We start from the raw sequence: 24397 nt of genomic DNA, 5'->3' as shown, positions 1-24397 counted from the left end.
AGATCTTACGGTTTTGAATATTCAGAGGAGGGTGAAGATTAATGCGGATAGTCGGTTCAATCCTACCTTAGTCCAATTCAAACTACTATCTTGGCGCGGCTAGGTGGAGTGTCAAAGAATTTCAATCCTACCTTAGTCCAATTCAAACGGGTGTGCCGTTGGGAAATACAGACGTGATCCTGAAATTTCAATCCTACCTTAGTCCAATTCAAACGTCGGGGGTTCAATCCCCCCCAGCGGCTCTCCTCAATATTTCAATCCTACCTTAGTCCAATTCAAACGGAGGGTAGGGAGGGTAAGGAGGGTAAGGAGATCTTATTTCAATCCTACCTTAGTCCAATTCAAACGACATTATCTTGACTTGCGACGATCACGATCCCTGATTTCAATCCTACCTTAGTCCAATTCAAACGCCTTGTATTGCCAGTCCTTATCAGTGTCAATATCCGATTTCAATCCTACCTTAGTCCAATTCAAACCTGGTATCGTCACCGATGCCGAATGGCGCCGTAAACATTTCAATCCTACCTTAGTCCAATTCAAACCAGGTGGATATTCTGTTCGAAGTAGTTGCGCGCGATCTCATTTCAATCCTACCTTAGTCCAATTCAAACACGACAAAGCTGCAATCGAGGCAGGCTGGCAGACGAATTTCAATCCTACCTTAGTCCAATTCAAACTCGACCTCTACGCCTCTCGTGCCGACGTTTTTCTCCATTTCAATCCTACCTTAGTCCAATTCAAACCCGCCGACACTTCGGTCGACAGAGCGCGAGGTATGATTTCAATCCTACCTTAGTCCAATTCAAACCCAAGAAGACAGTATGGGAACTCCACTATCCGAACGAATTATTTCAATCCTACCTTAGTCCAATTCAAACCCCGTACTGCTGCGGCTTGGGGAAACGGTCCGTCATATTTCAATCCTACCTTAGTCCAATTCAAACTTCCGGTGCAATGCGGGTCTGGAACAATTTTATCGGATTTCAATCCTACCTTAGTCCAATTCAAACTGGTCGGTTGCACCGCGCGCGAAGTGGAGATTGCGATTTCAATCCTACCTTAGTCCAATTCAAACCAGGTTCTGCCTGTGATTCGATTGTTGGTTCAAACATTTCAATCCTACCTTAGTCCAATTCAAACCTGGATTGTGGCGCACCGTCACTTGGTGCAGATCGTTGAATTTCAATCCTACCTTAGTCCAATTCAAACAATATCAAGAACACCGTGATCGAGAAGCTGATCAAGAATTTCAATCCTACCTTAGTCCAATTCAAACCCGTGCCTCGACGAGAGGAGTGCAGCATAGTATTTATTTCAATCCTACCTTAGTCCAATTCAAACGTTGTACGAACGTGCCATAGGATATCCTTACACCGATTTCAATCCTACCTTAGTCCAATTCAAACGCCGGCATTGCCTGTTGGTCAAAACACGGCACCGGAAGATTTCAATCCTACCTTAGTCCAATTCAAACGGACGGTATCTACTCGGTTCTCCCGGACGGTTCCCTATATTTCAATCCTACCTTAGTCCAATTCAAACGAGAGTATAGCAAAAGATCATGAATGTGTTGCAATACATTTCAATCCTACCTTAGTCCAATTCAAACAAAGAGCGGGTGCATGATGCTATCCTGCATGCAGTATTTCAATCCTACCTTAGTCCAATTCAAACGGCTAGGTGGTCGCCCGGTTGGCCGACAATATGATATTTCAATCCTACCTTAGTCCAATTCAAACCGTCTTTAAACGTTGGGATGCTACTCACAATATGTTATTTCAATCCTACCTTAGTCCAATTCAAACACATAAGAGAAGTCTGGATGTCAAATGTAACATCGCATTTCAATCCTACCTTAGTCCAATTCAAACGGGTCTTCAAACTCCGGGTGGTAGGAGTACTCTAATTTCAATCCTACCTTAGTCCAATTCAAACACTTCTGCCGTCAAAGTACCTATCGCTTGCAATAAGTGATTTCAATCCTACCTTAGTCCAATTCAAACCTTGTAGTCATCAAGCCAGCCAGGAAAAAGAACCCCCCATTTCAATCCTACCTTAGTCCAATTCAAACCCGCCTGTTGTTACCCACCCGATATTCACCAACGTATTTCAATCCTACCTTAGTCCAATTCAAACGCTATCAACCTGAACAAAATCGCCGAGGATGAGTGATAATTTCAATCCTACCTTAGTCCAATTCAAACGTACAACTTTACATTTACTTCATGCCAACTGTTGCATTTCAATCCTACCTTAGTCCAATTCAAACCTTATCATGGAGCGTTTGCACGACATGATATTGAAGATTTCAATCCTACCTTAGTCCAATTCAAACAAATATTATTATTAACTTCATGTTGCCACTTCTGGCAATTTCAATCCTACCTTAGTCCAATTCAAACGCGGACAGCGAATATGGCAACAAATATAATGTCTAATTTCAATCCTACCTTAGTCCAATTCAAACCAACAGCGGTGATGCCATATGCAAACGCAGCTCTTTTATTTCAATCCTACCTTAGTCCAATTCAAACGGACCGTCCGGGTCGCCCTCCCGGTCCCGGTTGACACATTTCAATCCTACCTTAGTCCAATTCAAACCTTTAGTTATAGATAGAGATAGGAGATAGATAACTCATATCCCATTTCAATCCTACCTTAGTCCAATTCAAACAGCGCGCATATGGCTGGCTGGTCGTGTGGCTGGTCAAGATTTCAATCCTACCTTAGTCCAATTCAAACGGCTGGTCAAGTGGCTAGTCAAGCGCGCATATGGCATTTCAATCCTACCTTAGTCCAATTCAAACGGTACTGCTATGGTGTCTACCCGGATCACATTTAAGCCAATTTCAATCCTACCTTAGTCCAATTCAAACTTAATGATCTGTTCCCTATTATCCAATATCTTGTTATATTTCAATCCTACCTTAGTCCAATTCAAACCGGTTGGGTGACCGGCTATATGATTGTGTGATCGACTACCATTTCAATCCTACCTTAGTCCAATTCAAACATATATAATAGAAACGCAAAAAGAGGTAGTAGATTTCAATCCTACCTTAGTCCAATTCAAACTCAAGTCTAGAGATAGGGGAAAAGATAGAAAAAGCACATTTCAATCCTACCTTAGTCCAATTCAAACAGCGCTGATTTTCCCTGTTTTGGTCGTCTGGAATATCTACAATCCAGGGATACACTACCCTATGTCGCGGATCCCTGATAACGTATACGGTTTATATCGATTCACGACAGGTGCACGACACACAGGTCATCAGATAATATTGCACGTGTCACCCTTCTCCAGGCCAATAACACTCACAGTCACCAGGTCTTCCGTCCTGAACGAGTAAAGACGCACCGAATCCTCAGATTCCCTGGTTAACAACTTCAAACCATGCTGAATCTCTGCCCACTGCTTCTCGGTGACATTCCCCTCGAATACAGAATTCTGAACCCAGTTAAGGTATCGACGAAGGAAATTACAGACCTTCGAGACCCGATCCACCGAGACATCGTAGACAATGATGACAAACACCCTACCACCGACCTACCACCAGAACCATCCCTACCGACCTACCGTCCTACCACCAGATCACAAATGGCTTATACTGCGCCATCCCGATCAGATGTTTACCGAGTTTGAGACACTCAAGGTAAGGAAGTCGTCCATAAGAAACACTCCGCTTGAGGGTCCGGTGTTTGATAGTTGTGTCAAGTCTGGCGTTAAACTCCGTCAGGAAAACCTTTCGCCCATTGTCGTTAAGAAGACATGAATTGAGATCGGTCTCGAAATCAGCCGGGGTTATCATTTTTTTGTTCACCAGCTTGAAGATGGTTCGATCGACCAGGAAAGGTTTGAAGATCTCGGCAATATCAAGGGCAAGGGAAAAACGCCGTTCGGAGGGTTCGTGCAAAAACGAGATCGTCTGATCGAGTTGAGTGTGGTAGATCGCATTGATCACAGCAGAGTACATCAACGAATTCCCAAAACTCATCATAGCGTTCATGGGGTTTCGTGGAGGCTGCCTGGTCCGCTCCTCAAAAGGAAATTCTCCACCCATGATACGATCGAAAGTATCATAGTAGACATTCCGGATCTTTCCCTCGACAGCCATAAGTTCTGTAACCTTCGTACACGAATCTAATTCCTCCATCGCCATCTGGATCGATGCAACCTCACTGCTCAAACCCCGGTCCCGGTAGTATTCCAGATTTTTGAGAATGTTCTGTGCCGCCCCTGAGACAAACGCCCTTGCAATCATCATTCGTTTCTCAGGGTTGAGATAGTGCTCTGCCTGTCGAACATGCATCTCACCGGAAAGCAGAGCCTCGCGCGGCAGGAGGGTGCCCTCGTAGTGGCCGTAGTAACCGAAGAAATGGAGGGGTATGTTGTATTTGGCAAGAAGCGAGACCGCGCCTGAGGTGATCGAGACCCGCCCATAGGCAAATATCGCGTCAATCTGCTCTATTGGCAGGGCGCGTTTTGCATACTCCTGCCTCTCCGAGATATCCAGCAAATCAACCGGGGCATCCTCACCGTCCATCTCCATCAGGAACTCAGGATCCTCCACATCTGCCGATAACTTTCGTGACGGTTCATCCTTCTGGCTGACAAAATAGATAGTGTTCTGCCTCCGAATGATCTTCCCGTTCTTGAGAATGTAAAAGTTCTGCTTCATCTATCACACCCAACAGAATTCATAGTATGCACATTTTTTACAGTAGGGTTTCTTCACCGGTAGAGGAGGTTGTGGTAACCTGACAACCTCCTCAATACCCCACAGGATCCTCTCCAGTTCTTCACGTACATCATCGGTCAGCGTCAGATGCTCCCTTTTTCGGAGTGCCGGATAATCAAGAACGCCGTCCACATCTCGAATACCGAAAACCTCCTGGAGATAGTAGATGTAGTAGTAGACCTGGTATCGATGAGCCTCCTCAAGTTTCTCCGACTTCTTCACCTCGTGGATCGTAATCTGATCGCCCTTTTTGACGAAATCAATCCCTATTGAGTTGATGATCACATTCTTCCGCTCACGTGGGTAGGACGACTCATGAATAAATCGGCCCATTCCAACAAGGTCTGATGAGGACTCCATGGTCACATTATTTGAAAATAGCCAGAGCTTCGTTGAGCAGACCAGAAAGTAATTTATCTGAGTGCCTGTGAAGAGAGGCGCTTTCAGGTCTGTCATGGAGGAGAACTCTATCGACACCTATAAATAATCTTGGGGTATCAACCTACCTCAGTAGTACACATTAAAACAAATCATTGTGATTACATGCGCCCGCAGCAGGTTGTTCCAGAACCAAAAACCTATCAGAGGGAATTCGTCGGAGATCCATTCGTTGATACCGGGATCCTTGCGATTGAATTGTTAACAGAAAAACCGTTCAAAGAGTGTACAAAGGAGGATCTCAGGTCCGCTGCTGATACTCTGGTAGACATATACCTGACTCCAGCATGGAAAAAAGAACTTCAATCGATATTCCCCAACAGCACATATATTCAGTCCAGTAGTGGTTATGACCACCGCGGACGCTCAAAAGAGTTCCTGTACGACCTCATAGAGGGCATCAACAACACGTCCGGCTCCACCACATTCTGCTGTTACTGCGGCTCTCCAGCCCATGAAAAGAGGTCTTTCTACAAAACCCACGTGCCGCTCGTTGGTTCCGGAAGTTTTACCAATTTTTTCCCCTCTTTCCGAAACGGTCTCAACATCTGTGCACGATGTGCACTTGCCATACAGTTTGCCCCCCTGCTCTGCTATAAAGCCGGTGGGAAACCCTGCTTGGTCAGTTCAAACAACCAGGCCATCGTAAGGGAGTTTGGAAACGAAGCCCTGAGAACGCTAAGAGCACGTCTTGCATCGGGAGAATACGAATCAGCGGCCAACTCCGGTCTATATGATGAAAAATTCAAGTCACCCCAGAATGCCCTCTTCCACCTCGCCTACAAGTTTGGCAAAGAATACCACGCACTGGGGATCTGTGGACCAAATGAGTCTATTGTGCTCTACTGGATCGACAACTATAACCAGAACCCCCGCGGGATACAGATCTACACCCTGCCAAGCAATGTCTTCAGATTCGTGGCATATATGATGAACAGCCCGACCTACCGATCGGCATGGTTCAACCTCCTGAGCATGCATTACAGCAGGGCAAAAACGAAGGATGAAGATGCCGAACTTCCTGTCTGGAAGACGAAGCAGAACACCATCCACACGCATCTACTCGAAGGAAAAAGCATCCTGTGGGCCTTTAAAGACGACAGCACAAGAACACCGACCATGCCCTGGCCGGTTATTGAGAGATATATGCGAAGTGTGAAAGGCATGAACCAACAAAGGATTGAACAGATCAGAACACTGAGCGATAACATCGCTCAGTGTATCAGGGAGACGAAAAAATACAACAGAGTCCATGACATTGCTGCAGCGAGAGATCTGCCATCTTTTAGAAACCAGTTACAGTTAATAATGAGAGATTGGCAGAAACTCGGCAAAGACAGACCGCTTACCACCTTTGACGATTACACTGCAATCCTGTTACCCGGAGACTACCGTGGTTGGACAGAGGTTCGCGATCTGATGGTCATAAGATTGTACGAACAGTTACACGATGTACTTGCAAAGGAAGTTGAAGAGGAGGAGGTTAAAGAATGAAATCTATTATTGGAGCGTACCTTATAGATGCACCGTTTTCAGCTTTAAACAACAGGGGCATTGACCCACGGGCATCAAACGAGAACGAGATTGCAACAAAGACGATCAACTCACCAGAGGGCGTCAGGCCTTACGTCTCAGCACAGGCATTACGCTATTGGTGGAGGCAGGTTCTCAGGACAAAGTTCAACTGGAACTGCTCACCTGTGGAGAAGATCAAGAACAACCAGGCGGTAACCGAGGCCGATCCCATCATCTACGACGATGATGACATTTTTGGTTACATGAGCGCCAGGAAAATTGAGGTCGAGGGGAAGAAGAAAACTGAAAACGTGACGGTCACAAGGGTCTCCCCCCTGAAGTGTTCACCATTGATCGGGTTACCGATCCGGGTAACCTCCGACTTCGGTGTGATGAACCGTGATTTTGAAGGCGATCCTGTTCTATACAACCATCAATTCTACAGCAACATCCTTAAAGGAATCTTTGCACTCGATCTCGGTGCTGCCGGAACGTTCACCTCCATAAATAAAGCCGGCTCGAAGAACCTCTCTGATGACCTTGTCCAGAGGTGTGAGGCGGAAGGGATGGTAGTAGGAGACAACCCCAAACGCTATGTCATACCAATAGATCTCAAGAAAAAGAGAGTTACCGATACCATTGCTGCTCTCAAATATCTCAGCGGTGGTGCCATGCTCACACTGCACCTCACCGACGTCACCCCGAAGATCATCATCCTCTCGACGTTGAACGGCGGCAACAACATCTTCATGAACGTCTTCCCCCACCGGAACTATGAACAGGGCCTCATCGACCTGGACGCACTCTACACCGTCCTCGAGGACTATCGGGACGACCTGCTTTCGGGAGTATACATAGGGATCCTCCCGGGTTTCGGGACAGAGAACGAAAAAGAACTGTTACAGTTCAAGGCGCCAGAAGGGGTTGATCTCACAGTCACCTCGCCGGTAAAAGCCATTGAAGGGTTCATACAGGAAATTTCAAATAACGATGCTCTCTTTGAGGCATAAAGGATGGATGTTCTCCGTGCTACAATACGGGCTATGACCGCCTCCTTCCGCTACCCCATGTTTATTGTTGGATACCAACCGACTTATCCGGTTCCACCCATTTCAACAGTTTATGGGCTCCTCTCGGCGGCAAAGGGAGAGAAAGTGCATCTTCAGGATCTGCAGATCGGCTACGACTTTGTTGCAGATGGAAGTGGACTCGATCTTGAACGCGTCCATATCTATGGAGATGCAAAGCAAACCAGACCCGCTACGTTCCAGGGCACGGATATAATCAACCGCGAGTTCCTCTATAACTGTACATTGACCCTCTACCTTACTGACATGGGTTTTAGGGAATATCTAAAGCGACCCCGTTATAATCTGCTCCTTGGACGCCAATCCGACCTCGCATGGGTTGAAGCACTGGAACCCGTTACACTCATCGAACAGGAAAGTATCGAGATCCAGAACACGATCGTTCCATTCACCGGTGATCTACCCGGCCAGGTCATCTCCCTGCCCTCAGACTTCACCGACGAGGCCGAGCGAAGACCGTTGAGAGTGATGCCATACTGTATCGTGGACTCACCACAGACGATTTCACCCGGATACCTTGACCCTGAGCGGAATGTGGGTGTGTATCTACATGACTTCCGGGATTAAAGCCAAGACCACTGGTGAGACCCTCGAGGCGCATACCTTCGCCTGCCTCTCCGTATTCTCATCGTTAAGGGAGTGTTACCCGGACATCGGTGAAAAAATCGGTTGCCCCGAATTTTACAAAACCATCTTTAACGCCCTCTTCTTTCACGATTTTGGAAAAGCAGCCACAGGCTTCCAGGAGCAATTGAACGGCGGGAAAAAATGGCATTATCGCCACGAGATCCTCTCGGTTCCCTTTGTGGATGCACTTCCTACCGGAGATACCGACCTGGTAAAGTTGTTTGTCCTCACCCATCACAAAGATCTCAGAGAACTCGCCAGATACACCGGAGACCCGGAGGATGAGCTTTTTTGCGGTTCGCCATTCAAGGAGTATCTTGCAGAGATCATACCAAACTTGCAGAAACTTTCCGGGATTCTGAAGGAATACCCACGATTGATGAATCACTACTTCGGAGAACCAGCAGATCTTCGCCCTATCGATCTCACACAATGCACCGATGAATCATGGGAGCATATCATACAGTCCACCTCAAAATGTCTCAGGGACGATAGGTGCAAACAAAGGTTGAAGTATGTGGGAATCTTTGGAAAGGGTTCTATCAATACCTGTGATTATCTGGCCTCAGGGGGTGTCAGAAAGGTGCTCAAACCCCTGCCATCACTTGACGCCGTGTTTACGTATCCGACCTACACCAGCATCCAGCAAAGGTGCAGGGAGACAAAAGGGGATGCCATTGTAATTTCGCCAACGGGATCGGGAAAGACCGAAGCAGCGCTCTTCTGGGCGACTAACAACCTCAATCAAGCCAAAGGAAACAGAATATTTTATTTGCTCCCTTACACCGCAAGCATCAACGCCATGTATCAGCGTCTCTCCGGCCGCCTCACCCCCTACTACAAAGATGATGGCTGCGTCTCGCTCCTTCACGGAAAAGCATCGTATTACCTCTCGAAGATGTATGATGACGCCAAGGAATCGCGGTTTCTGCGTGATGTAGCAAAGAAGATCTACAGTCCTTACAAGATAATGACACCATACCAGTCACTGAAACACCTGTTCTATATCAAGGGCTACGAGATGGGGCTTCTGGAGATGTATCAGGGATCATTCATCCTTGACGAGATTCACGCCTACGACGCGAGGACGGTCGGCCTTATCCTTTCGATGTCCGAATTCGTCAAGAACAAACTTGATGCAAGGATTCTTCTTATGTCAGCAACGTTGCCCGGATTTATCAGGGATATATTTGCAGATTCCCTCGGTATTTCGAATCTCCTCACGATGGGTAAACCCGAACTTTCTGGATATACACGGCACGAATGCTCGCTTCTTGATGGAGATATCTGCGATCACATCGAAGAAATAAAAAACACGCTCCGGGGTGATGAGAAGGTTCTCGTCGTCTGCAATACGGTGAAACAGGCCCAGCGAGTCTACAACAGCCTCAAGGGGATAAAACCCAGTTCAAGGCTTCTGCACTCAAGATTTACCCTGGGAGATCGGGAAAAGATAGAGAGAGAGGTGGACTCGCTCGACCTGCTTGTCGGAACTCAGGCGATAGAGGTATCCCTGGATATCGATTATGACGTCTGTTACACCGAACCGGCTCCAATCGATGCTCTCGTTCAGCGATTTGGGCGGATCAACAGGAGACGCAGGGAGGATGTGTGCCGAGTATACGTATTCACGAGAGGGTCAGAGCAGGACAGGTTCGTCTATGACGATCTCCTCGTTGAACGTACGCTGGAAGAACTGGGGGATCTGGATCTGTTGCACGAGTGGGTGTTACAGGATATAACAGATAAGATATATCGGAACGGTTTTGGAAATGACGAGAAACTGTTCCGCGATGTAAGAAAAACGTTTCCACGCGTAATAGAAGAGATCATTCCGTTTTCAGACGCGGAACGGACTGATGATGACTTCTATAGACTTTTCAACTCATTTGAAGTTGTACCCGAGAAGTTCCGGACAGATTACCTCGACCATATCCAGGCAGGAGATTTCTATGGAGCAATGCAATATACCCTCCCTCTCAGCCGTGGTCAGTATCATCGTCTGAAGGAAGAGGGGCGCATCTCCACAACAGAGGGAATGCTCTTTGTGAACGCTAGATATGACAGTGATCTCGGATTGCTGGTTGAAGAGCGCGATCCCGGGGCTTTTATCGATTAGCATGAGGCAACGTATTTTGGGGCTTAATGAAGTTCACAAACCCGAACCCAAAAGTATTTCTCTCTCCAAAACCCGCATCCAGACCAAACTCGATGACCTGTTTCTGAGTGGGGCTCAGATAATTCCAGGAGAACTCCCACATGCTTGCAGCAACACCGTAACTCTTTCCATCGATGATTAAACGCGTGTGCACCGATTTTCGGAAGAAAAACTGCTCAAAAAGGTTTGTTACCTCAATCTCCGTACCGTAATACTTATTGTATTTCTTGACGAGGTTCTCCGAGAGTTGCTTGACGAAAGCGTCGAATGATATTGCCGGACGCCAGTAGACGTATCTGGGTTTACGTTCGTCAGGCGGCAAATTGTAAAGATCATAATTGTACTCAGGGATCCGGATGATGATCGGTGTTGCGGAGGCTATTCGTAGCGGTGCTGGGGGTATGGTGAGGTTAAAACCGCTGGAACCGTATAAAGAGAAGGTACAGTCTCCGATGTGGATCGGGTTATCCTTAACGGTCGCAAGGTGCCTCGCAATCTCTTCGATGAGGTTGCGGTTCGGCGAGGCTATAATGAAATTCCTGATATCACCGGTTTTCATGTCGCCAAATGGGAAAACGTTTGAGAAACAGAAGTATTTGTAGCCCTCTTTGTCGTGGATACCTGGGTAGCCACTCTCTTGGAGCAGGCGATAGACAAACCCCTGGAGTTTGTTATAATCAAGTGATACATCTTTCTGATCAGCTTCCGCCCTGAGTTTCAGAAGCAGCCTCAAGTAGCCTCACCTGCTAAATGACTATATCGTGCAACAAGATATGTCCATCTATTCGTGTATCAATATCAGTGCGCATACCCCGTGCAGCAAACCTCTCCCCATCACGACGACTATCTTATCGCGAGGGAGGGCCAAACCCAGTACACCGGGAGGGGCCAACAGAGAGGGGAGATCCATGAGGTCCGAGGAGATCTACGGCAACACCTTCTACAACGGTGACTGCATCAGCGGGGCCGGGGCACACATACCCAACGACTCCATCGACCTGATCATCACCGACCCACCCTACGGCATCAACGGCGACCGGTTGCACCGGCACTACAACCGCGACGAGAGTTTCGTCATCGACGGTTACGTCGAGGTCGCCGCCGCCGACTACGGCGAGTTCAGCCGTAGATGGATCAGGGAGGCCGAACGCATACTCAGACCGGGCGGTTCGATCTACATCGTCTCGGGCTACACAAACCTCTACCACATCCTCCACGCCCTCCGGGAGACGCGCCTTCGTGAGGTCAACCACATCATCTGGCGCTACAACTTCGGAATCTACACCACCCGGAAGTACATCTCCTCCCACTACCACATCCTCTTCTACGAAAAACCGGGCGGGAAAAGAACTTTTAACCTGGAGTCGCGTTACGGTGCCCTGGAACGCGGGCCGGACAACCGGTCGCCCAACTACAGTGACCGGGAGGACGTCTGGTGCATCAACCGCGACTACAAACCGGGGCAGGTGAAGAACAAGAACGAACTCCCGACCGAACTCCTCGCAAAGATGATCCAGTACAGCAGCAACGAAGGCGACCTGGTCTGCGACATGTTCCTCGGCGGCTTCTCGACCGCAAAGGTCGCCGTAGGTCTCAACCGACGGGTAACCGGGTTTGAGATCTCAGAAGAGATCTTCGAGCGCAAGATCGAGGAGATGCGGGAGATCCAGCCTGGTTACCTGCTGCCGACGCTGAGGAGGCCGGAGACCGGAGCACCAAAAAACCGGGGCAGACCCTGGACAGATACAGAACGCGAAACCCTGATCTCCCGGTTCAACCAGATCATCGAGTCCGGGGAGACGAAGAAGAGAGCGGTCGAGACGCTCGGGGAAGAACTCGGCCGGGGCCGGTGGGCGATCGAGAAGATGCTCAAGAAAGAGGGCATCGCAGGAAACAGGAGAGTCTACAGCCGGCGCTGATCTCTCTTCAGCGTACCGCCTCACCCCACGCCACCACCACAAAGAGATCCCCCCGGGGCAGCGGAGGCTCTCCCGCCGTCCCGACGGCGATCCGCTCCGTCAGGTAACCCAGATCCTCGCAGACGGCGATCCGGGTTGCCAGCGGGAGGAGAGCCGCGAGCACCTCAACCTCGAAGCCAGGGTCGGCGATGAGGAAGACAACCCGCCCCCTCTCTATCTCTTCCAGGGCGCTGGCGATAGCCCGGTCATGATCCTTCCCGTGCGCCGGGATGACCGCCGCCCTCGCGAGCGGAAGCCTGAGCCTGGCAAACGCGACCTGGAGTGATGAGATACCCGGTATGACCTCCCCCTCCAGGAGCGACCCGAGCCCCGCAAGCATCGGGTCGCCCGTCGAGAGGACGACCGCATGACCCGGGAGCGAGCGCAGGTTCCGGTAATCCGTGATCCCGTGCACCTCACACCCCGGCGGGATGGCGTCCCTGGCAAGCGCGATCGCCCTCGCAGACCCATAGACAAGCATCGCATCCTCAAGAACCCTCACCGCCTCCGCCGTCAGCATCCCGGGCCCGCAGCCAACACCGACTATCTTCATGGCGATTCACCAATAACCCGGCCACTGCGGTCGACGATCACGACCCTGACGTTGGGGTAGCGCGACCGGAACGCCTCAAGTTCGCGGCGGAGCACCTCCCTCCCCCCGGAGGTCGCCAGCAGTTCCTCCACCGTCGCACAGCCAGTCCCATCAAGGATGTGCGGGTTCATGAACCTCAGGATCAGGCCCGGCAACCCACAGATGATCGGATCACCACCTGCGACCACCTCGAGCGCTTCAGCGAGGTGGTTCCCCACCAGGATCGCCTCACGTTCCGGGAATAAAAGCCGGGAGTATCGCAGCCCGAGCCGTCCGGTCGTCAGCACCACCGCATCGGAGCGTGTAACCCGGTCGAGAACCCCCTCCGTCACGTGGTCGTCCCATGGCTCAACAAGTCCGGTAGTCCCGAGCACCGATATCCCGCCGTGCACCCCGACCTTAGGGTTCAACGTCTTCTGCGCCACCTCCGCCCCCCGCGGCACGGTGAGGATGACCGTCACTCCGGACAACCCGGTCTCCTCCATCGCCTCATCGATCGAGCGCCTGATACACTCAAGCGCCGGTTCGCTGATCGCCGCCGTCCCCTGGCGGTGGCGTGGGGTGTCGCGGGCAAAACTCCCGATACCCTCCCCGGGGACGAAACGACCGCCCTCATTGAGAGAGGGTGCTGCCGTCGCGACGAACTCAAGCCCTCCGGTCACGTCCGAGGTGTAGTCTCCCGCGTCCTTCCAGCACGACGCCTGACCCCGATATGCGTCCACCGGAAGCCTGACAGCAATGCCGCATGGCAGACCGACCTCCACCTCCTTAACGGTATCAAGAGCAAGCGAGAGGATCGCCGCCTTACAGGCCGCCGCAGCCGTCGTCCCCGTCGAGAACCCCCGCCGTAAGACCAGACCCGAGGCCGTCAGAACCGCAAGACCACGCTGGACGTCGTCGAGGAGTTCCGGAGAGCGGCAGGCTGCAACCCACTCATCTGGATACTCGAACTCAGTGACCGGGTCGCGCATGACCTCCACGCTCGGCATAGATCGTGATGATCTCATTTACCGCCGCAACCGCTACCGGCGTCCCCCCACGGGTACCGATGTTCGAGACCGAGGGGATACCAATGGCGCGGAGTTCCTCTTTTGACTCCGCAGCGTTCACAAACCCCACCGGCGTCCCGACGACCAGCGCCGGATGGATACCCTCCCGTATCATCCCGCAGACGACGAGAAGCGCCGATGGAGCGTTCCCTATGACCACAATCGAACCCTCCAGCCGATCCCGCAGGGCAAAGAACCCCGCCGACGTCCTGGTGATCCCGCGCTCCATCGCGATCTCCTCACCGTGGTCCAGGGCACACACGATCTCACTTGAATGTCCCCATCTCAATATCCCCGCCTGCACCATCCGGATATCGACAATTATGGGTGCCCGACGTTCAAGCGCTGCGATCCCGGCCTCGATCGGATCGCCGGAGAACCGCATCAGATCGGCCATCGCAAAATCGCCGACCGCGATCGAGCACCGCTGCCGGATCCTGTCCTCGGGCGTGGCGTTCCCCACCTTTTCCCGCGCCAGGTTCCTGCTCGCGCTCGCTATCGCATAAGCCTCCGGGGTGACCGCCGCAAGGTCAGTATACGTACTTCCGGTGGTATCCCCGTGGTGTGATGATCCCTCTCGCATCAACCTCATTCCTCCAGATCCGTGTCTCCTCTCCGCCAACAAAGACGATCGAGTGCATATCCACAAATCCGATATGCTCATCAAACTCCCCGAGCGTCGTTATAAGGCGCTCCTCTCCATCCCGGTAGGCGTTCCTGACCACCCCGACCGGCGTCTCCTCCGGGAGGTGGCGGCGGGCAATCTCGATCGCCACTTCCAGGTTGTGCGGCCGTCCCCTGGAACGGGGATTATATAGTACAACCGGCACCCCCATCTGGAACGCAAGGTCAAGCCTCCGCTCGATCTCCTCCAGGGGCGTCAGGAGATCCGATAGACTAATCGTGACATAGTCCCCCGATAACGGCGAACCAAGTCGTGCCGCCGCCGAGAGAGAGGCCGTGATCCCCGGCACCACCTCGATCTCGACCGTCGAACCCGAACGTTCGGCCACCTCCAGGACTATGCTCGCCATCCCATACACCCCGGCATCGCCACCGCTCACCATCGCAACCGTGCGGTCACGGGCAAGGTCGAGCGCCCGCGAGGCCCGCTCGACCTCCCGGCCCATGCTGCTCCGGATGACCTCTTTGCCAGCGATCACCGGCATCACCAGGTCAAGGTAGATCCCGTTACCGATGACGCAATCGGCCTCGGCCAGAGCTTTCAGCGCCCTCGGGGTTATGTGCAGCAGGTCGCCAGGGCCCGTGCCGACAATGTACAACTTACCTTTTTTATCGTGCGATTGCAACGGTAACACACCCATAGGTCTGTTTGGCAAGAACCAGTTCTTTTCGCTTCGAGATCGCAAGAGCCGCAGGTTCCGCAACCCCAGACAGCCCGATCAAAGGCGCCCGCGAGGGGGATGGCGCGCTCTGGGCGTTCAGGGTATCGTCGTCTAAGTAGACCAGGTTGCCGCCGAGTTCCGCGACTGCATCACGTAGACCCGTCTCCCCCCGTTTCTTCACGGTCGTTGCGTAGACAAGAACGTCTTCGGGCGCGATCCTGGCCCATTCCAGCGCCTGCCGCAGCGCTCCGGCAACCACGGTGGAAGAAGTGCCCTTCCGGCAACCGATACCGACAACGTAATCCCCTTTCCTGACGAGGATGGAGACTCCCGGCCCCGCAACGACGATCGCGGGGCCCCGGATGTCGTAGAGGGGCAGATCCGAATCGAGCATCGCGGCGTTCACCACCCTGGTGGAGTCGCGGTTCACAATATCGTAGCCCGACCGGGCGGCAATCCCCTCGACAGAGTCGCGGCCCTGCGTCTCGGTCGCAGTCGTGATCACCGGCGTGATCCCGGTCATGGCAAGTTCCCGGGCAAGATCGTTTCCGCCGTGATGTCCACCGACGATCGGGACGGCGTAACGGAGATCGGGGCTCACAACCACCACCGCAGGGTCGCGCCACTTATCGACCAGGAGCGGTGCAACCCCCCTGACGGCGATCCCGGCCGACATCAAGGCAACGATCCGGTCGTATCGGCCGAACACCTCCGCGAAGACCTCAGAGGTGTAGGGAACCAGATCGGCACCCAGCGCTTCGGCGATCCGGCGGGCGGAAGGGAGGAACCGGTCGAGCGCGACCACGACAGTCCCGGTCATGAGTAGAGGACCGACCTCCCGAACCCCGATGTTGTCGGGTCCACCACCTTGCCGATGATTATCAGCGCCGTCCGCTCGATCCCGGCAGCACGGGCCTTCCTGGCGATATCGGCCACCGTTCCCCGGACGACCTTCTCGTCCGGCCAGGATGCGTGGTAGACGACCGCCGCCGGGGTCTCTGGCGGGCACTCGACCCTGGCAAGGACCTCCTCCATCCGTTCTGTTCCGAGGAATACCACCATCGTCTGGCCGAGCCGGGAGAACTCCGGGATCAGGTCACGTTCAAGCGTCGCCCCCGCCGGTCGGGTGATCACCAGACTATCGGAGACATCTCGGAGGGTAAACTGCGTCTTTAGAGCCGCCGAGGCCGCAAAGAGCGACGAGACCCCGGGCACGATCTCGGCCTCGATCCCCCGGCGCTCAAGCTCGGCCATCTGCTCGACTATCGCACCGTAGAGCGACGGATCGCCAGAATGGAGCCTGACAACAAGTCTCCCGGCGCGGACATGCTCCTCGATCGCACCGACGATCTCATCAAGTTTCATACTCTGGCTGTCGAGTTTCAGTGCCGCGCCCGACTCCTCAACGAGCACCGGGTTCACAAGCGAGCCCGCGTATATGAGGACATCCGCCTTCCGGAGCAGGTCCATCCCCCTGACAGTGATCAGGTCGGGCGCCCCCGGCCCCGCGCCCACCATGTAGACCTTACCCATAAGACCGTCTCGCAAACAGGATCGAGAAGTAGTCACTCTCCCCGGGAAGTTCGTCTCCCCGATAAACCCGCTCTTCTGGCATGAACATCCGTTCCACCAGCACGAACTCTGAGAACCCCTCCTCTCTCAGGTCAGCCGCGAGCGCTGCCGGTCGCCGGACCTTCATGAAGACCCTTGACTCCGGGCCGTTCCCGTCCGAGACCAGAACCCGCCCGGAGACCGGGACATTTGCCACCGAGGCAAACGCCGTGATGGAACTGACCCCCGGTTCGGTCGCAAACGAGACGCCGGGATGCCGCTCTGCAATCACCTCACTGAGTCGGGAGAAGGTCGAGTAGAAGTTCGGGTCGCCAAGGATCCCGAAGACCGCAAGCCCTTCCATGGCGTGAGGAGCAATCAGGTCGGCGTTCTCCTCAAGACACCTCCGGATGTAGCCCTCGTCGTTCGTCATCGGGAATTTAAGGATGACCGCATCGGCCCGGTATGGCCTGACCAGGTCGCAGGCCAGTTTGCCGGGGACGAAGACCACATCCGCCTCTCGAAGTAGCCTGACCGCCCGCAGAGTCAGGAGTTCCGGGTCGCCAGGCCCGAGCCCCACGCCTACGAGCATCCTGAACCCCCCACGATGATGTAGACCGGGTTCAGCGGTTTGAACATAACCCCGCCGGCGATCCCGGCCGACCTGGAGACCTGGAGATGAACGGCCTCGATAAAGATCCCGAGGCGCTGCATGCTCACTATGGCCTCATTAAGCGTCCCGACCATCACCGCGTTCACGACGATCCTACCCCGCACCATCCGTGCCAGGATCTCGAGCACCTCCGGGAGGCGGCGCGACCCACCGACAAAGGCGGCGTCGAGCGGTCCGAGTTTGGGGAGGACGTCCACCGCATCGCCCTCCAGGAACTCAATGTTCCCGGCACCGGCAGCAGCGGCCTCCTGCCGGGCGTAGGCGACCGCCTCAGCCCGACGGTCGATTGCATAGACAGTCCCGGCCGTCCTCGAGGCAGCGATGGAAACTTTTCCGGTCCCGCAGCCCACGTCGACCACCCGGTCGCCCGGCCGGATGCCGAGTTTTGCAAGCGAGACAGCCATGACTTCGTCCTGTGTAGGACCGGCCTTCAGTCCCATGAAGATCCCTGTTACCCTGAGAAATTTGTGCTAATTAATATTAAATGGGACAGTGGGCCTCACGTCCAGGTGCACCTGCGCAGCAACCGAAGCAAGGAGCATAAAGGTTTTTGGGGGACGGACGATATTATGAGTACAATGCTCAGGATAAATCGAGATAAGTGTGGATACTGTGGCACCTGCGTCGCAGTCTGCCCCGAGGATGCGCTTGAGCTGATCGACGCCTACCTAAGCCTGGAGGGGGAGTGTATCGCCTGCGGTATCTGCGCGAGGGTGTGCCCGCTTGGAGCACTGGAGGTCAGCAATGAAGAGTAAATACGATATCCTCGTCATAGGTGGCGGGCCGGCAGGCGCTCTTGCAGCGAAGACGGCGGCGGAAGCCGGGAACACCGTCTGCCTCATCGAGAAACGTCCCGCAATCGGCGCCCCTGTCCGCTGCGCGGAGGGGATCGGCAAAGATCTCCTGAAAGAGTATGTAAAGCCCGACCCCCGATGGATATCCGCTGATATAGAGCGTGCCCGAATAATCGCCCCGAACGGAACAACGATCAGCCTCGAACAGGATAAAGCCGGAAACGAAGTCGGTTACGTCCTCGACCGCAAGATATTCGACCGGGAACTCGTCTGGCAGGCGGCCGAGGCCGGTGCGGACGTGATCGTCAAGACCCGTGCAACCACGCCGATCATGGAGAACGGCGCAGTCCGGGGCGCAAATATCATATCGATCGGCACACCAGGAGAGATCCTGGCCGACGTTGTCATCGCCGCTGACGGTGTCGAGGCGCAGTTTGCGCGCAGGGCGGGTCTCGACACCACCGTACCTCTCCGGGATATGATGAGCTGTGCCCAGTATCTTATGACCGATATAGACATTGACGCGGGTTCAACGGACTTCTACCTTGGCAACACGATCGCGCCAGAAGGCTACCTCTGGATCTTCCCGAAGGGCGATCGGACAGCAAACGTCGGGATCGGTATCTCCGGTCGCAGAAGCAGGGACGGATCAAGGGCGAAGGACTACCTGGACCGGTTCGTCGCGAAGAACTTCCCCAACGGGAAGATGATCGAGGCAATCGTTGGCGGCGTCCCGGTCTGCCGGCCACTCGAGTGCACGGTTGCCGACGGACTCATGGTTGTCGGGGATGCGGCCAGGGTGGTAGACCCCATCACCGGCGGCGGCATAGGCAACGCCCTCTTCACCGGCAGGCTTGCCGGTCAGGTTGCATCAGACTGCATAGCCGCCGGCGACTGCTCGAAGGGAGCACTGATGGCTTACGACACAGGATGGCGCAACTCAAAGATGGGCGCAGCAATTGAGAGGAACTACAAGGTCAAGGAGTACTTCGTCACCCTTGACGATGCAAAACTCAATACCCTGGCGGACTCGATCGCCAGTGCCAGTCTCAAAGAGTTCTCTGTCCGGGCTATCATCAAAGAACTTATCAAGCGCAACCCGAAGATGATCCTGGAGCTGAAAGCGCTCAGGGATGCCCTATCCTGAGCGCGTCAACTGCCTGTTGAGGGTCTTCAAGGTCTCCGCTTCCGCCTCTTTTTTCGTAAACACCGTGATGATATCCCCGGGCCGGATACGGACGGTGCCGCTCGGGATGATGAGGTCTCCACCGGCACGTCGAATGGCGATGAAGACAAAGTCCCGAACATCGAGTTCACGGATCTCGTGATCGACAATTGGCGCTCCCTCCTCGGCGACTATCTCAAAGATGGTGCCGCCGGGGATCGAGGCTACCTGCTGAAGGTTCGGGCTCTTTGTCCAGTAGTATAACCGGGTTGCAACCAGTTCGTCGGGATTCTCGCTGATCCTGACGCCGACCTCCTTGAAGAGATCGGAATGCTCCTTCTGGTTGACGATCGAGACGACGTTCCGGACGTTGTAGCGTTTCGCAAGCCAGCAGGTCATCAGGTTCACGGCGTCATCGCTCGTTGTGGCGACCAGCGCATCGGCACGGTCGATCCCCGCGTCCTCGAGCACCGATTTGTCTGTTGCGTTCCCGATGATCGCAAGCACATCGTAGTGTTCCAGGACATCGCTTGCACGTTCTTCGTTCTGGTCGATCACCACCACAGTATCACCGGCGTTGACGGCGATCGAAGTCAGACTCCGGCCGATACCTCCCAGGCCGACGATGATCGTATACATCCATCTGGATTCAACCCCCAGTATTGAAATACCTTGCGAATAAACCAGAATGCGTGATCTGTGGGGTCGATGAGGCAGGAAAGGGCTCAGTTCTCGGGCCAATGGTCGTTGCAGCCGTTGGGTGTCAGCGGGTTGATGACCTTGCAGACCTCCCCATCCGGGACTCAAAGGCCCTCCGACCCCGGCAGCGTGAGGCACTCTATGAAGTCCTGACCCGGGAATTCTCGATCGCAATCGTCAGCATCGATGCCTCCGGGATCGATGAGGCCAGGGGCAGGATCAGCATGAACACCTGCGTGGCCGAACTCCACGCCGATGTTATCCGGAGGCTCCGGCCAGATTGTGCCTACGTGGACGCCTGCGATGTCAACGCTGAACGCTACGGCAGGACGGTCACAGCCCTTCTGGACTTCCCCTGTGAGGTCGTCGCCGAGCACCGGGCGGATGCCAGGTACCTGGTAGTCGGCGCGGCCAGCATCGTTGCAAAGGTCACCCGCGACCGTGCAATCCAGGAACTCGAAGAGCGATATGGGAACATCGGGAGCGGCTACCCCTCCGACCCTGTAACCATCGAGTTCCTCCGCGGCTACATCCGTGACCATGGGAACCCACCGCCCTGCGCTCGCAGGACGTGGAAGACTGTTGCGAACCTCTGCCAGAGAACAATCCTGGATTTTTCGTGACCTGGAAGAATTTATGCCCTGCGCGCCACAACTCTTGAGTGATGACCTGGATCCAGATACTCCTGCTCCTCGTCGTGGCATACCTGGTGATAGCCCTCTACATCCGTGAGCGGGGACTCTTCAAGGATCACGTCATGTTTTTTGGCCCGATCCTGGCCATCAAGACCGAGCGGGTCGAGTTCTTTGACTGGTTCCGGAAGTTTACAACACCGCTCAGGGCTTACGCTACCCTCGGCGTCGTGATGGTCGTTGTGGTCTCGGTCTTCATGACGCTTGCCCTGATCCTCACCATCCCACAGTATCTGGTGCACACGCCAGAGCCTACCGGGATCTACGACCCCCGTAACATCCTCGCGATACCCGGCGTCAACCAGGCGATCCCGATCACAGCGGCAGTTATCCTTGGTCTCCTCCTCACGATAGTCATCCACGAGTTCGGACACGCGATCCTTGCCAGGGTCGAGGATATGCGGGTGCGGAGCATGGGTCTCCTCATAGCCGTCGTCCCGATAGGGGCGTTTGTCGAGCCCGACGAGGAGGATGTTGAAGCGGCCCGGGGTATGCCCAAGATCCGGATGTTCGGCGCCGGGATTACGAATAACATAGTCTTCGGCCTTCTCTGCTTTGCGGTTATGTTCCTCCTCCTCGGCATGGCAACACCGCTTGCGATACCCCTGGTGCAGGGGGTCTACCAGGACTACCCTGCGGCCGAGGCCGGGATCCAGGGCTATTCGGTCATCACGGAGATAAACGGCATCCCGGTAAGAACCCAGGAGGAGATAGCCGCGATCATGGAGGGGACACGGCCCGGGGAGACGGTCACCCTGACGGCCGTAAAAGAGGGGGTCGAAAAGACCTACTCCCTCACACTGGCCGAATGGCCGGAGGCGCTCGGCGGTGACCGGGACTCAGGGTTCATGGGGGTCTACTACTACAATGCTCCCGCGGTGAAGGAACACCTCGATAAAATCGCAGACCTCGGGCTGCTCGCGCCGCTCTACCTGACGATAGTCCCGATCGACGCCTTCATCCAGGGTAACACCATGCAACTTGCCATCCTGCTCGCGGACACCCCCGAACAGATGGCCTGGGAGGAGCCGTTCCCTCTCTTCTGGGGGCTTGTCCACCTCCTCTTCTGGACAGGCTGGTTCAACCTGCTTGTAGGGATGTTCAACGCCATACCCATCGTCCCGCTCGACGGGGGTTACATGATGAAGGAAGGGATTGAGCGGCTCTTCGAGCGGCTGGGCTGGTCACAGCAGTACGCTCAACGAGTCGTCTCCTCGATCAGCGGGTTCGTCACGGTGATGCTGATCCTTCTCATCACGATGCCGCTGATCGGAGCAGCGGTGCGCTCGGTGCTGGCGATGGGGTAGAAAGACACCCATTTTTTCTGCGGTTTTTCCCCCAGATCGTCAACCACCCCTGCCAACCGGCGCTTCAAGCGCCGGGAGGTGGGGTCGGTCAGGGAATACCGTTCCCGGTAAGACGTCAGGACAGGGGAGGGGGATGTTCCGTCCCCTGCCCCGTCAGCCCCTCTCCAAAGGGCGATTCTCCATCGATACACTGTCCTGGAGGTATCTCCTGGTGAACCGGGACTCAAGAGGATGCGGAAACTCCCGGCGCACATTACCCTGCCGAAGATTTCGATTGATGATGCCGTCGAAACCCTGTTGAGTGCGGGGTACCGAATTTACTCGCCTGAGAACCAAAATTCAACCGGTAAGGGGGTGAGAGCGGAGAGTGGCACCCACCCCCTTTGACATTATCATACGAAAGAGTCAGGGCATGAGGGGGTCAGGTCTTACTGACTCTATTTCTCCTCCTCCCGCCCGATCAGGTCTCCCGCCTTCTTCTGCATCTCAATGTCGATATCGGTCTCGATACTCTTTACCGCCTCCTCCGCGGTCTGAACAACGTCCCTTCCGGGCATCTCACCCAGGATATCCTCTGATGGCAGCTCCGTGCCTTCAGATACCTCAGGGGCCTCAACCGTGGCACCAAGGTACTCTGCAGCCTGTTTAACGACGCTCGATACCTCGAACGGGAAGATTATCTTTGTCGCCTGACCATCGGCCATCTGTTTCAGAGCGTCGAGCGAGAGCACCGTGATCGCCCGTTTATCAAGCGGCCTGGCACCGACCGAGAGGATGCGCAACCCCTGCGCCTCGCCCTGTGCCTGCAGGATCCGGGAGAGACGTTCGCCCTCAGCCCGCAGGATCTTGCTCTGCCGCTCGCCCTCGGCCTCGAGGATGATACTCTGCCGGCTCCCTTCCGCCCGAAGGATTGCCGCCCTCTTTTCACCGTCTGCACGGAGGATTGCAGCACGCCGCTCACGCTCGGCCGCGGTCTGCTCGGTCATTGCCTGCTTTACCGCTCCCACAGGGTCGACCTCCTTGATCTCCACCCGCTCGACCTTGACGCCCCAGGCGTCTGTCTCCCGGTCAAGGATGTCCCGGAGACGGGCGTTGATGATATCACGGTTGTAAAGGACTTCGTCGAGCTCCATGTCACCGATGATCCCCCGCAGACTCGTCTGCGCCAGCGCCACCGTCGCCGAACGGTAGTTCATCACCTCGAAGAAGGCCTTCTCGGGGTCGATCACCCGGACGTAGACGATCGCGTCCACGTTTGTCGGGGAGTTGTCCTTTGTGATCACCTCCTGCCGCGGGACGTCCATAACCTCCGTCCGGAGATCGAGTTTTTTGACACTCGTGATCAGCGGTACAACCCACCTGAACCCGGGGTTCATCCTCCCGATGTACTGCCCCAGACGAATCTGGAGACCCTGCTCGTAAGGCTGTACTATCACAACACCGCTGGCAAAAATGATGACGATGACTATGATCAGGAATATGGTGATCAATCCAGTCCAGGGGACGGTCTCTATCAATGCCACCTCAGGATACCTCCTTCACAACTATATGCACACCCTCGGCCCGGAGAACGACAACCCTCCGTCCGGCCGGGATACGACCGGATTCCGAACGCGCACTCCACTCCATGCCTCCTATCTCCACCTTCCCGGCGAGAGTCTCATCATCGACCTCCCGGACAACCATCCCTTCAAGACCGACGAGCGAGTCGCGGGAGAGCGTCGTCGGAGGTTTCTCGGCGGGAGTGATACGGCCATAAAGCCAGACCGTGGCCATAGCCGCAAGGATCGCCGCAATTATCCCGACGACCAGCCCCAGGGGAGAGGTCAGGATATCCACTCCCAACAGGAGAAGAACCCCAAGGATGAAAAGAACTGTCGCAGGGACGGCGAGGAAGAATCCCGGCTGGTAGACCTCAATCAGGAGCAGCACCGCCCCGAGCACGATCAACATCCAGCCGAGTGTCATCCCCTCAAGAAGCATGGATGATAATGGGATGCGGA

At 54.5% G+C, this 24397-nt stretch carries 24 protein-coding genes and 1 CRISPR repeat array; of the genes, 9 read left to right on the top strand and 15 right to left on the bottom strand.

The window, feature by feature from the left end:
• Positions 1-53: 53 nt before the first annotated feature.
• Positions 54-3145: direct repeats of the CRISPR family, unit length 30 nt; unit sequence ATTTCAATCCTACCTTAGTCCAATTCAAAC.
• A gap of 129 nt (positions 3146-3274) precedes the next feature.
• From cas2 to cas4, 3 genes are read right to left on the bottom strand one after another with little or no spacing between them, the layout of a single operon-like run.
• Positions 3275-3538 (bottom strand): CRISPR-associated endonuclease Cas2, encoded by a 264-nt coding sequence (cas2, locus tag QMC91_RS09950; RefSeq protein WP_366944354.1) that lies wholly within the window; start codon positions 3536-3538, stop codon positions 3275-3277.
• 46 nt (positions 3539-3584) lie between these two features.
• Positions 3585-4682, bottom strand: coding sequence for a type I-B CRISPR-associated endonuclease Cas1b (gene cas1b / locus QMC91_RS02160; protein ID WP_300234672.1), 1098 nt, complete (start codon positions 4680-4682; stop codon positions 3585-3587).
• Between the two features lie 3 nt (positions 4683-4685).
• On the bottom strand, positions 4686-5198 hold the full coding sequence (cas4, locus tag QMC91_RS02155) for a CRISPR-associated protein Cas4 (protein ID WP_300234670.1): 513 nt from the start codon (positions 5196-5198) through the stop codon (positions 4686-4688).
• Positions 5199-5285: 87 nt separating this feature from the next.
• Here cas4 and cas8a1 point away from each other — a divergent pair, with 87 nt between their 5' ends.
• Genes cas8a1 through cas3 form a run of 4 tightly spaced genes read left to right on the top strand, consistent with a single transcriptional unit; the run spans position 5286 to position 10529 of the window.
• Positions 5286-6674: a type I-B CRISPR-associated protein Cas8b1/Cst1 gene (cas8a1, locus tag QMC91_RS02150; protein ID WP_300234668.1), complete on the top strand. Its 1389-nt coding sequence runs from the start codon at positions 5286-5288 to the stop codon at positions 6672-6674.
• Entirely contained in the window at positions 6671-7705 is a 1035-nt protein-coding gene (gene cas7i, locus QMC91_RS02145) for a type I-B CRISPR-associated protein Cas7/Cst2/DevR (protein ID WP_300234665.1), read from the top strand. Before cas8a1 ends, cas7i begins: the two co-directional genes overlap by 4 nt.
• Before the next feature lie 3 nt (positions 7706-7708).
• Positions 7709-8350 carry a type I-B CRISPR-associated protein Cas5b gene (cas5b, locus tag QMC91_RS02140; protein ID WP_300234662.1) on the top strand — a complete coding sequence of 214 codons (642 nt, stop codon included), beginning with the start codon at positions 7709-7711 and terminating at the stop codon, positions 8348-8350.
• Positions 8334-10529 carry a CRISPR-associated helicase Cas3' gene (cas3, locus tag QMC91_RS02135; protein WP_300234660.1) on the top strand — a complete coding sequence of 732 codons (2196 nt, stop codon included), beginning with the start codon at positions 8334-8336 and terminating at the stop codon, positions 10527-10529. The genes cas5b and cas3 overlap by 17 nt, the downstream gene beginning before the upstream one ends.
• On the opposite strand, the gene cas6 is transcribed toward cas3, so the two are convergent.
• Positions 10519-11301 (bottom strand): CRISPR-associated endoribonuclease Cas6, encoded by a 783-nt coding sequence (cas6, locus tag QMC91_RS02130; protein ID WP_300234657.1) that lies wholly within the window; start codon positions 11299-11301, stop codon positions 10519-10521. The genes cas3 and cas6 overlap by 11 nt on opposite strands.
• A 175-nt stretch (positions 11302-11476) precedes the next feature.
• On the opposite strand from cas6, the gene QMC91_RS02125 reads away from it, so the two are divergent.
• Positions 11477-12487 (top strand): site-specific DNA-methyltransferase, encoded by a 1011-nt coding sequence (locus QMC91_RS02125; RefSeq protein ID WP_300234655.1) that lies wholly within the window; start codon positions 11477-11479, stop codon positions 12485-12487.
• A 7-nt stretch (positions 12488-12494) separates the two neighbouring features.
• Here QMC91_RS02125 and QMC91_RS02120 read toward each other — a convergent pair whose 3' ends face one another.
• From QMC91_RS02120 to cbiT, 8 genes are read right to left on the bottom strand one after another with little or no spacing between them, the layout of a single operon-like run.
• Positions 12495-13079, bottom strand: a complete 585-nt coding sequence (locus QMC91_RS02120) for a cobalt-precorrin-7 (C(5))-methyltransferase (protein ID WP_300234652.1) — start codon at positions 13077-13079, stop codon at positions 12495-12497.
• On the bottom strand, positions 13076-14089 hold the full coding sequence (locus QMC91_RS02115; protein WP_300234691.1) for a cobalt-precorrin-5B (C(1))-methyltransferase: 1014 nt from the start codon (positions 14087-14089) through the stop codon (positions 13076-13078). The genes QMC91_RS02120 and QMC91_RS02115 overlap by 4 nt, the downstream gene beginning before the upstream one ends.
• The gene (locus tag QMC91_RS02110; RefSeq protein WP_300234650.1) at positions 14070-14750 is read right to left on the bottom strand and encodes a precorrin-8X methylmutase; all 681 of its coding nucleotides are present in this window, start codon (positions 14748-14750) and stop codon (positions 14070-14072) included. The genes QMC91_RS02115 and QMC91_RS02110 overlap by 20 nt, the downstream gene beginning before the upstream one ends.
• A complete protein-coding gene (cobJ, locus tag QMC91_RS02105; protein WP_300234647.1) occupies positions 14698-15492 on the bottom strand; it encodes a precorrin-3B C(17)-methyltransferase in 795 nt (264 codons plus the stop codon). The genes QMC91_RS02110 and cobJ overlap by 53 nt, the downstream gene beginning before the upstream one ends.
• A complete protein-coding gene (gene cbiG / locus QMC91_RS02100; protein WP_300234645.1) occupies positions 15461-16333 on the bottom strand; it encodes a cobalt-precorrin 5A hydrolase in 873 nt (290 codons plus the stop codon). The genes cobJ and cbiG overlap by 32 nt, the downstream gene beginning before the upstream one ends.
• Positions 16330-17046 carry a cobalt-precorrin-4/precorrin-4 C(11)-methyltransferase gene (locus QMC91_RS02095; protein ID WP_300234642.1) on the bottom strand — a complete coding sequence of 239 codons (717 nt, stop codon included), beginning with the start codon at positions 17044-17046 and terminating at the stop codon, positions 16330-16332. Before QMC91_RS02095 ends, cbiG begins: the two co-directional genes overlap by 4 nt.
• Positions 17039-17656, bottom strand: a complete 618-nt coding sequence (locus tag QMC91_RS02090; protein ID WP_300234640.1) for a cobalt-factor II C(20)-methyltransferase — start codon at positions 17654-17656, stop codon at positions 17039-17041. The genes QMC91_RS02095 and QMC91_RS02090 overlap by 8 nt, the downstream gene beginning before the upstream one ends.
• Entirely contained in the window at positions 17647-18177 is a 531-nt protein-coding gene (gene cbiT / locus QMC91_RS02085) for a precorrin-6Y C5,15-methyltransferase (decarboxylating) subunit CbiT (RefSeq protein ID WP_300234638.1), read from the bottom strand. Before cbiT ends, QMC91_RS02090 begins: the two co-directional genes overlap by 10 nt.
• Positions 18178-18315: 138 nt before the next feature.
• Here cbiT and QMC91_RS02080 point away from each other — a divergent pair, with 138 nt between their 5' ends.
• Both QMC91_RS02080 and QMC91_RS02075 read left to right on the top strand, forming a co-directional pair.
• Positions 18316-18492 carry a 4Fe-4S binding protein gene (locus tag QMC91_RS02080; protein WP_300234635.1) on the top strand — a complete coding sequence of 59 codons (177 nt, stop codon included), beginning with the start codon at positions 18316-18318 and terminating at the stop codon, positions 18490-18492.
• Positions 18482-19678, top strand: coding sequence for an NAD(P)/FAD-dependent oxidoreductase (locus QMC91_RS02075; protein WP_300234632.1), 1197 nt, complete (start codon positions 18482-18484; stop codon positions 19676-19678). The genes QMC91_RS02080 and QMC91_RS02075 overlap by 11 nt, the downstream gene beginning before the upstream one ends.
• Here QMC91_RS02075 and QMC91_RS02070 read toward each other — a convergent pair.
• Positions 19670-20335, bottom strand: a complete 666-nt coding sequence (locus QMC91_RS02070; RefSeq protein WP_300234630.1) for a TrkA family potassium uptake protein — start codon at positions 20333-20335, stop codon at positions 19670-19672. The genes QMC91_RS02075 and QMC91_RS02070 overlap by 9 nt on opposite strands.
• A 53-nt stretch (positions 20336-20388) precedes the next feature.
• Between QMC91_RS02070 and rnhB the strand changes: the two genes are divergently transcribed.
• Positions 20389-21018 (top strand): ribonuclease HII, encoded by a 630-nt coding sequence (gene rnhB / locus QMC91_RS02065; protein ID WP_300234689.1) that lies wholly within the window; start codon positions 20389-20391, stop codon positions 21016-21018.
• A 41-nt stretch (positions 21019-21059) separates the two neighbouring features.
• Positions 21060-22394, top strand: a complete 1335-nt coding sequence (locus tag QMC91_RS02060) for a site-2 protease family protein (protein WP_300234626.1) — start codon at positions 21060-21062, stop codon at positions 22392-22394.
• A 437-nt stretch (positions 22395-22831) separates the two neighbouring features.
• Here the strand turns inward: QMC91_RS02060 and QMC91_RS02055 are convergent, their stop codons facing one another.
• Together QMC91_RS02055 and QMC91_RS02050 are read right to left on the bottom strand one after the other, a co-directional pair.
• Positions 22832-23917, bottom strand: a complete 1086-nt coding sequence (locus QMC91_RS02055; protein ID WP_300234625.1) for an SPFH domain-containing protein — start codon at positions 23915-23917, stop codon at positions 22832-22834.
• A gap of 1 nt (position 23918) precedes the next feature.
• Positions 23919-24377 (bottom strand): NfeD family protein, encoded by a 459-nt coding sequence (locus QMC91_RS02050; protein ID WP_300234622.1) that lies wholly within the window; start codon positions 24375-24377, stop codon positions 23919-23921.
• Positions 24378-24397: the final 20 nt, after the last annotated feature.

Source organism: Methanoculleus sp., from assembly GCF_030019085.1.
Classification (GTDB): domain Archaea; phylum Halobacteriota; class Methanomicrobia; order Methanomicrobiales; family Methanoculleaceae; genus Methanoculleus.
The sequence above is the reverse complement of the archived record's forward strand: the minus strand, read 5'-3'. Positions and strand labels throughout refer to the sequence as shown.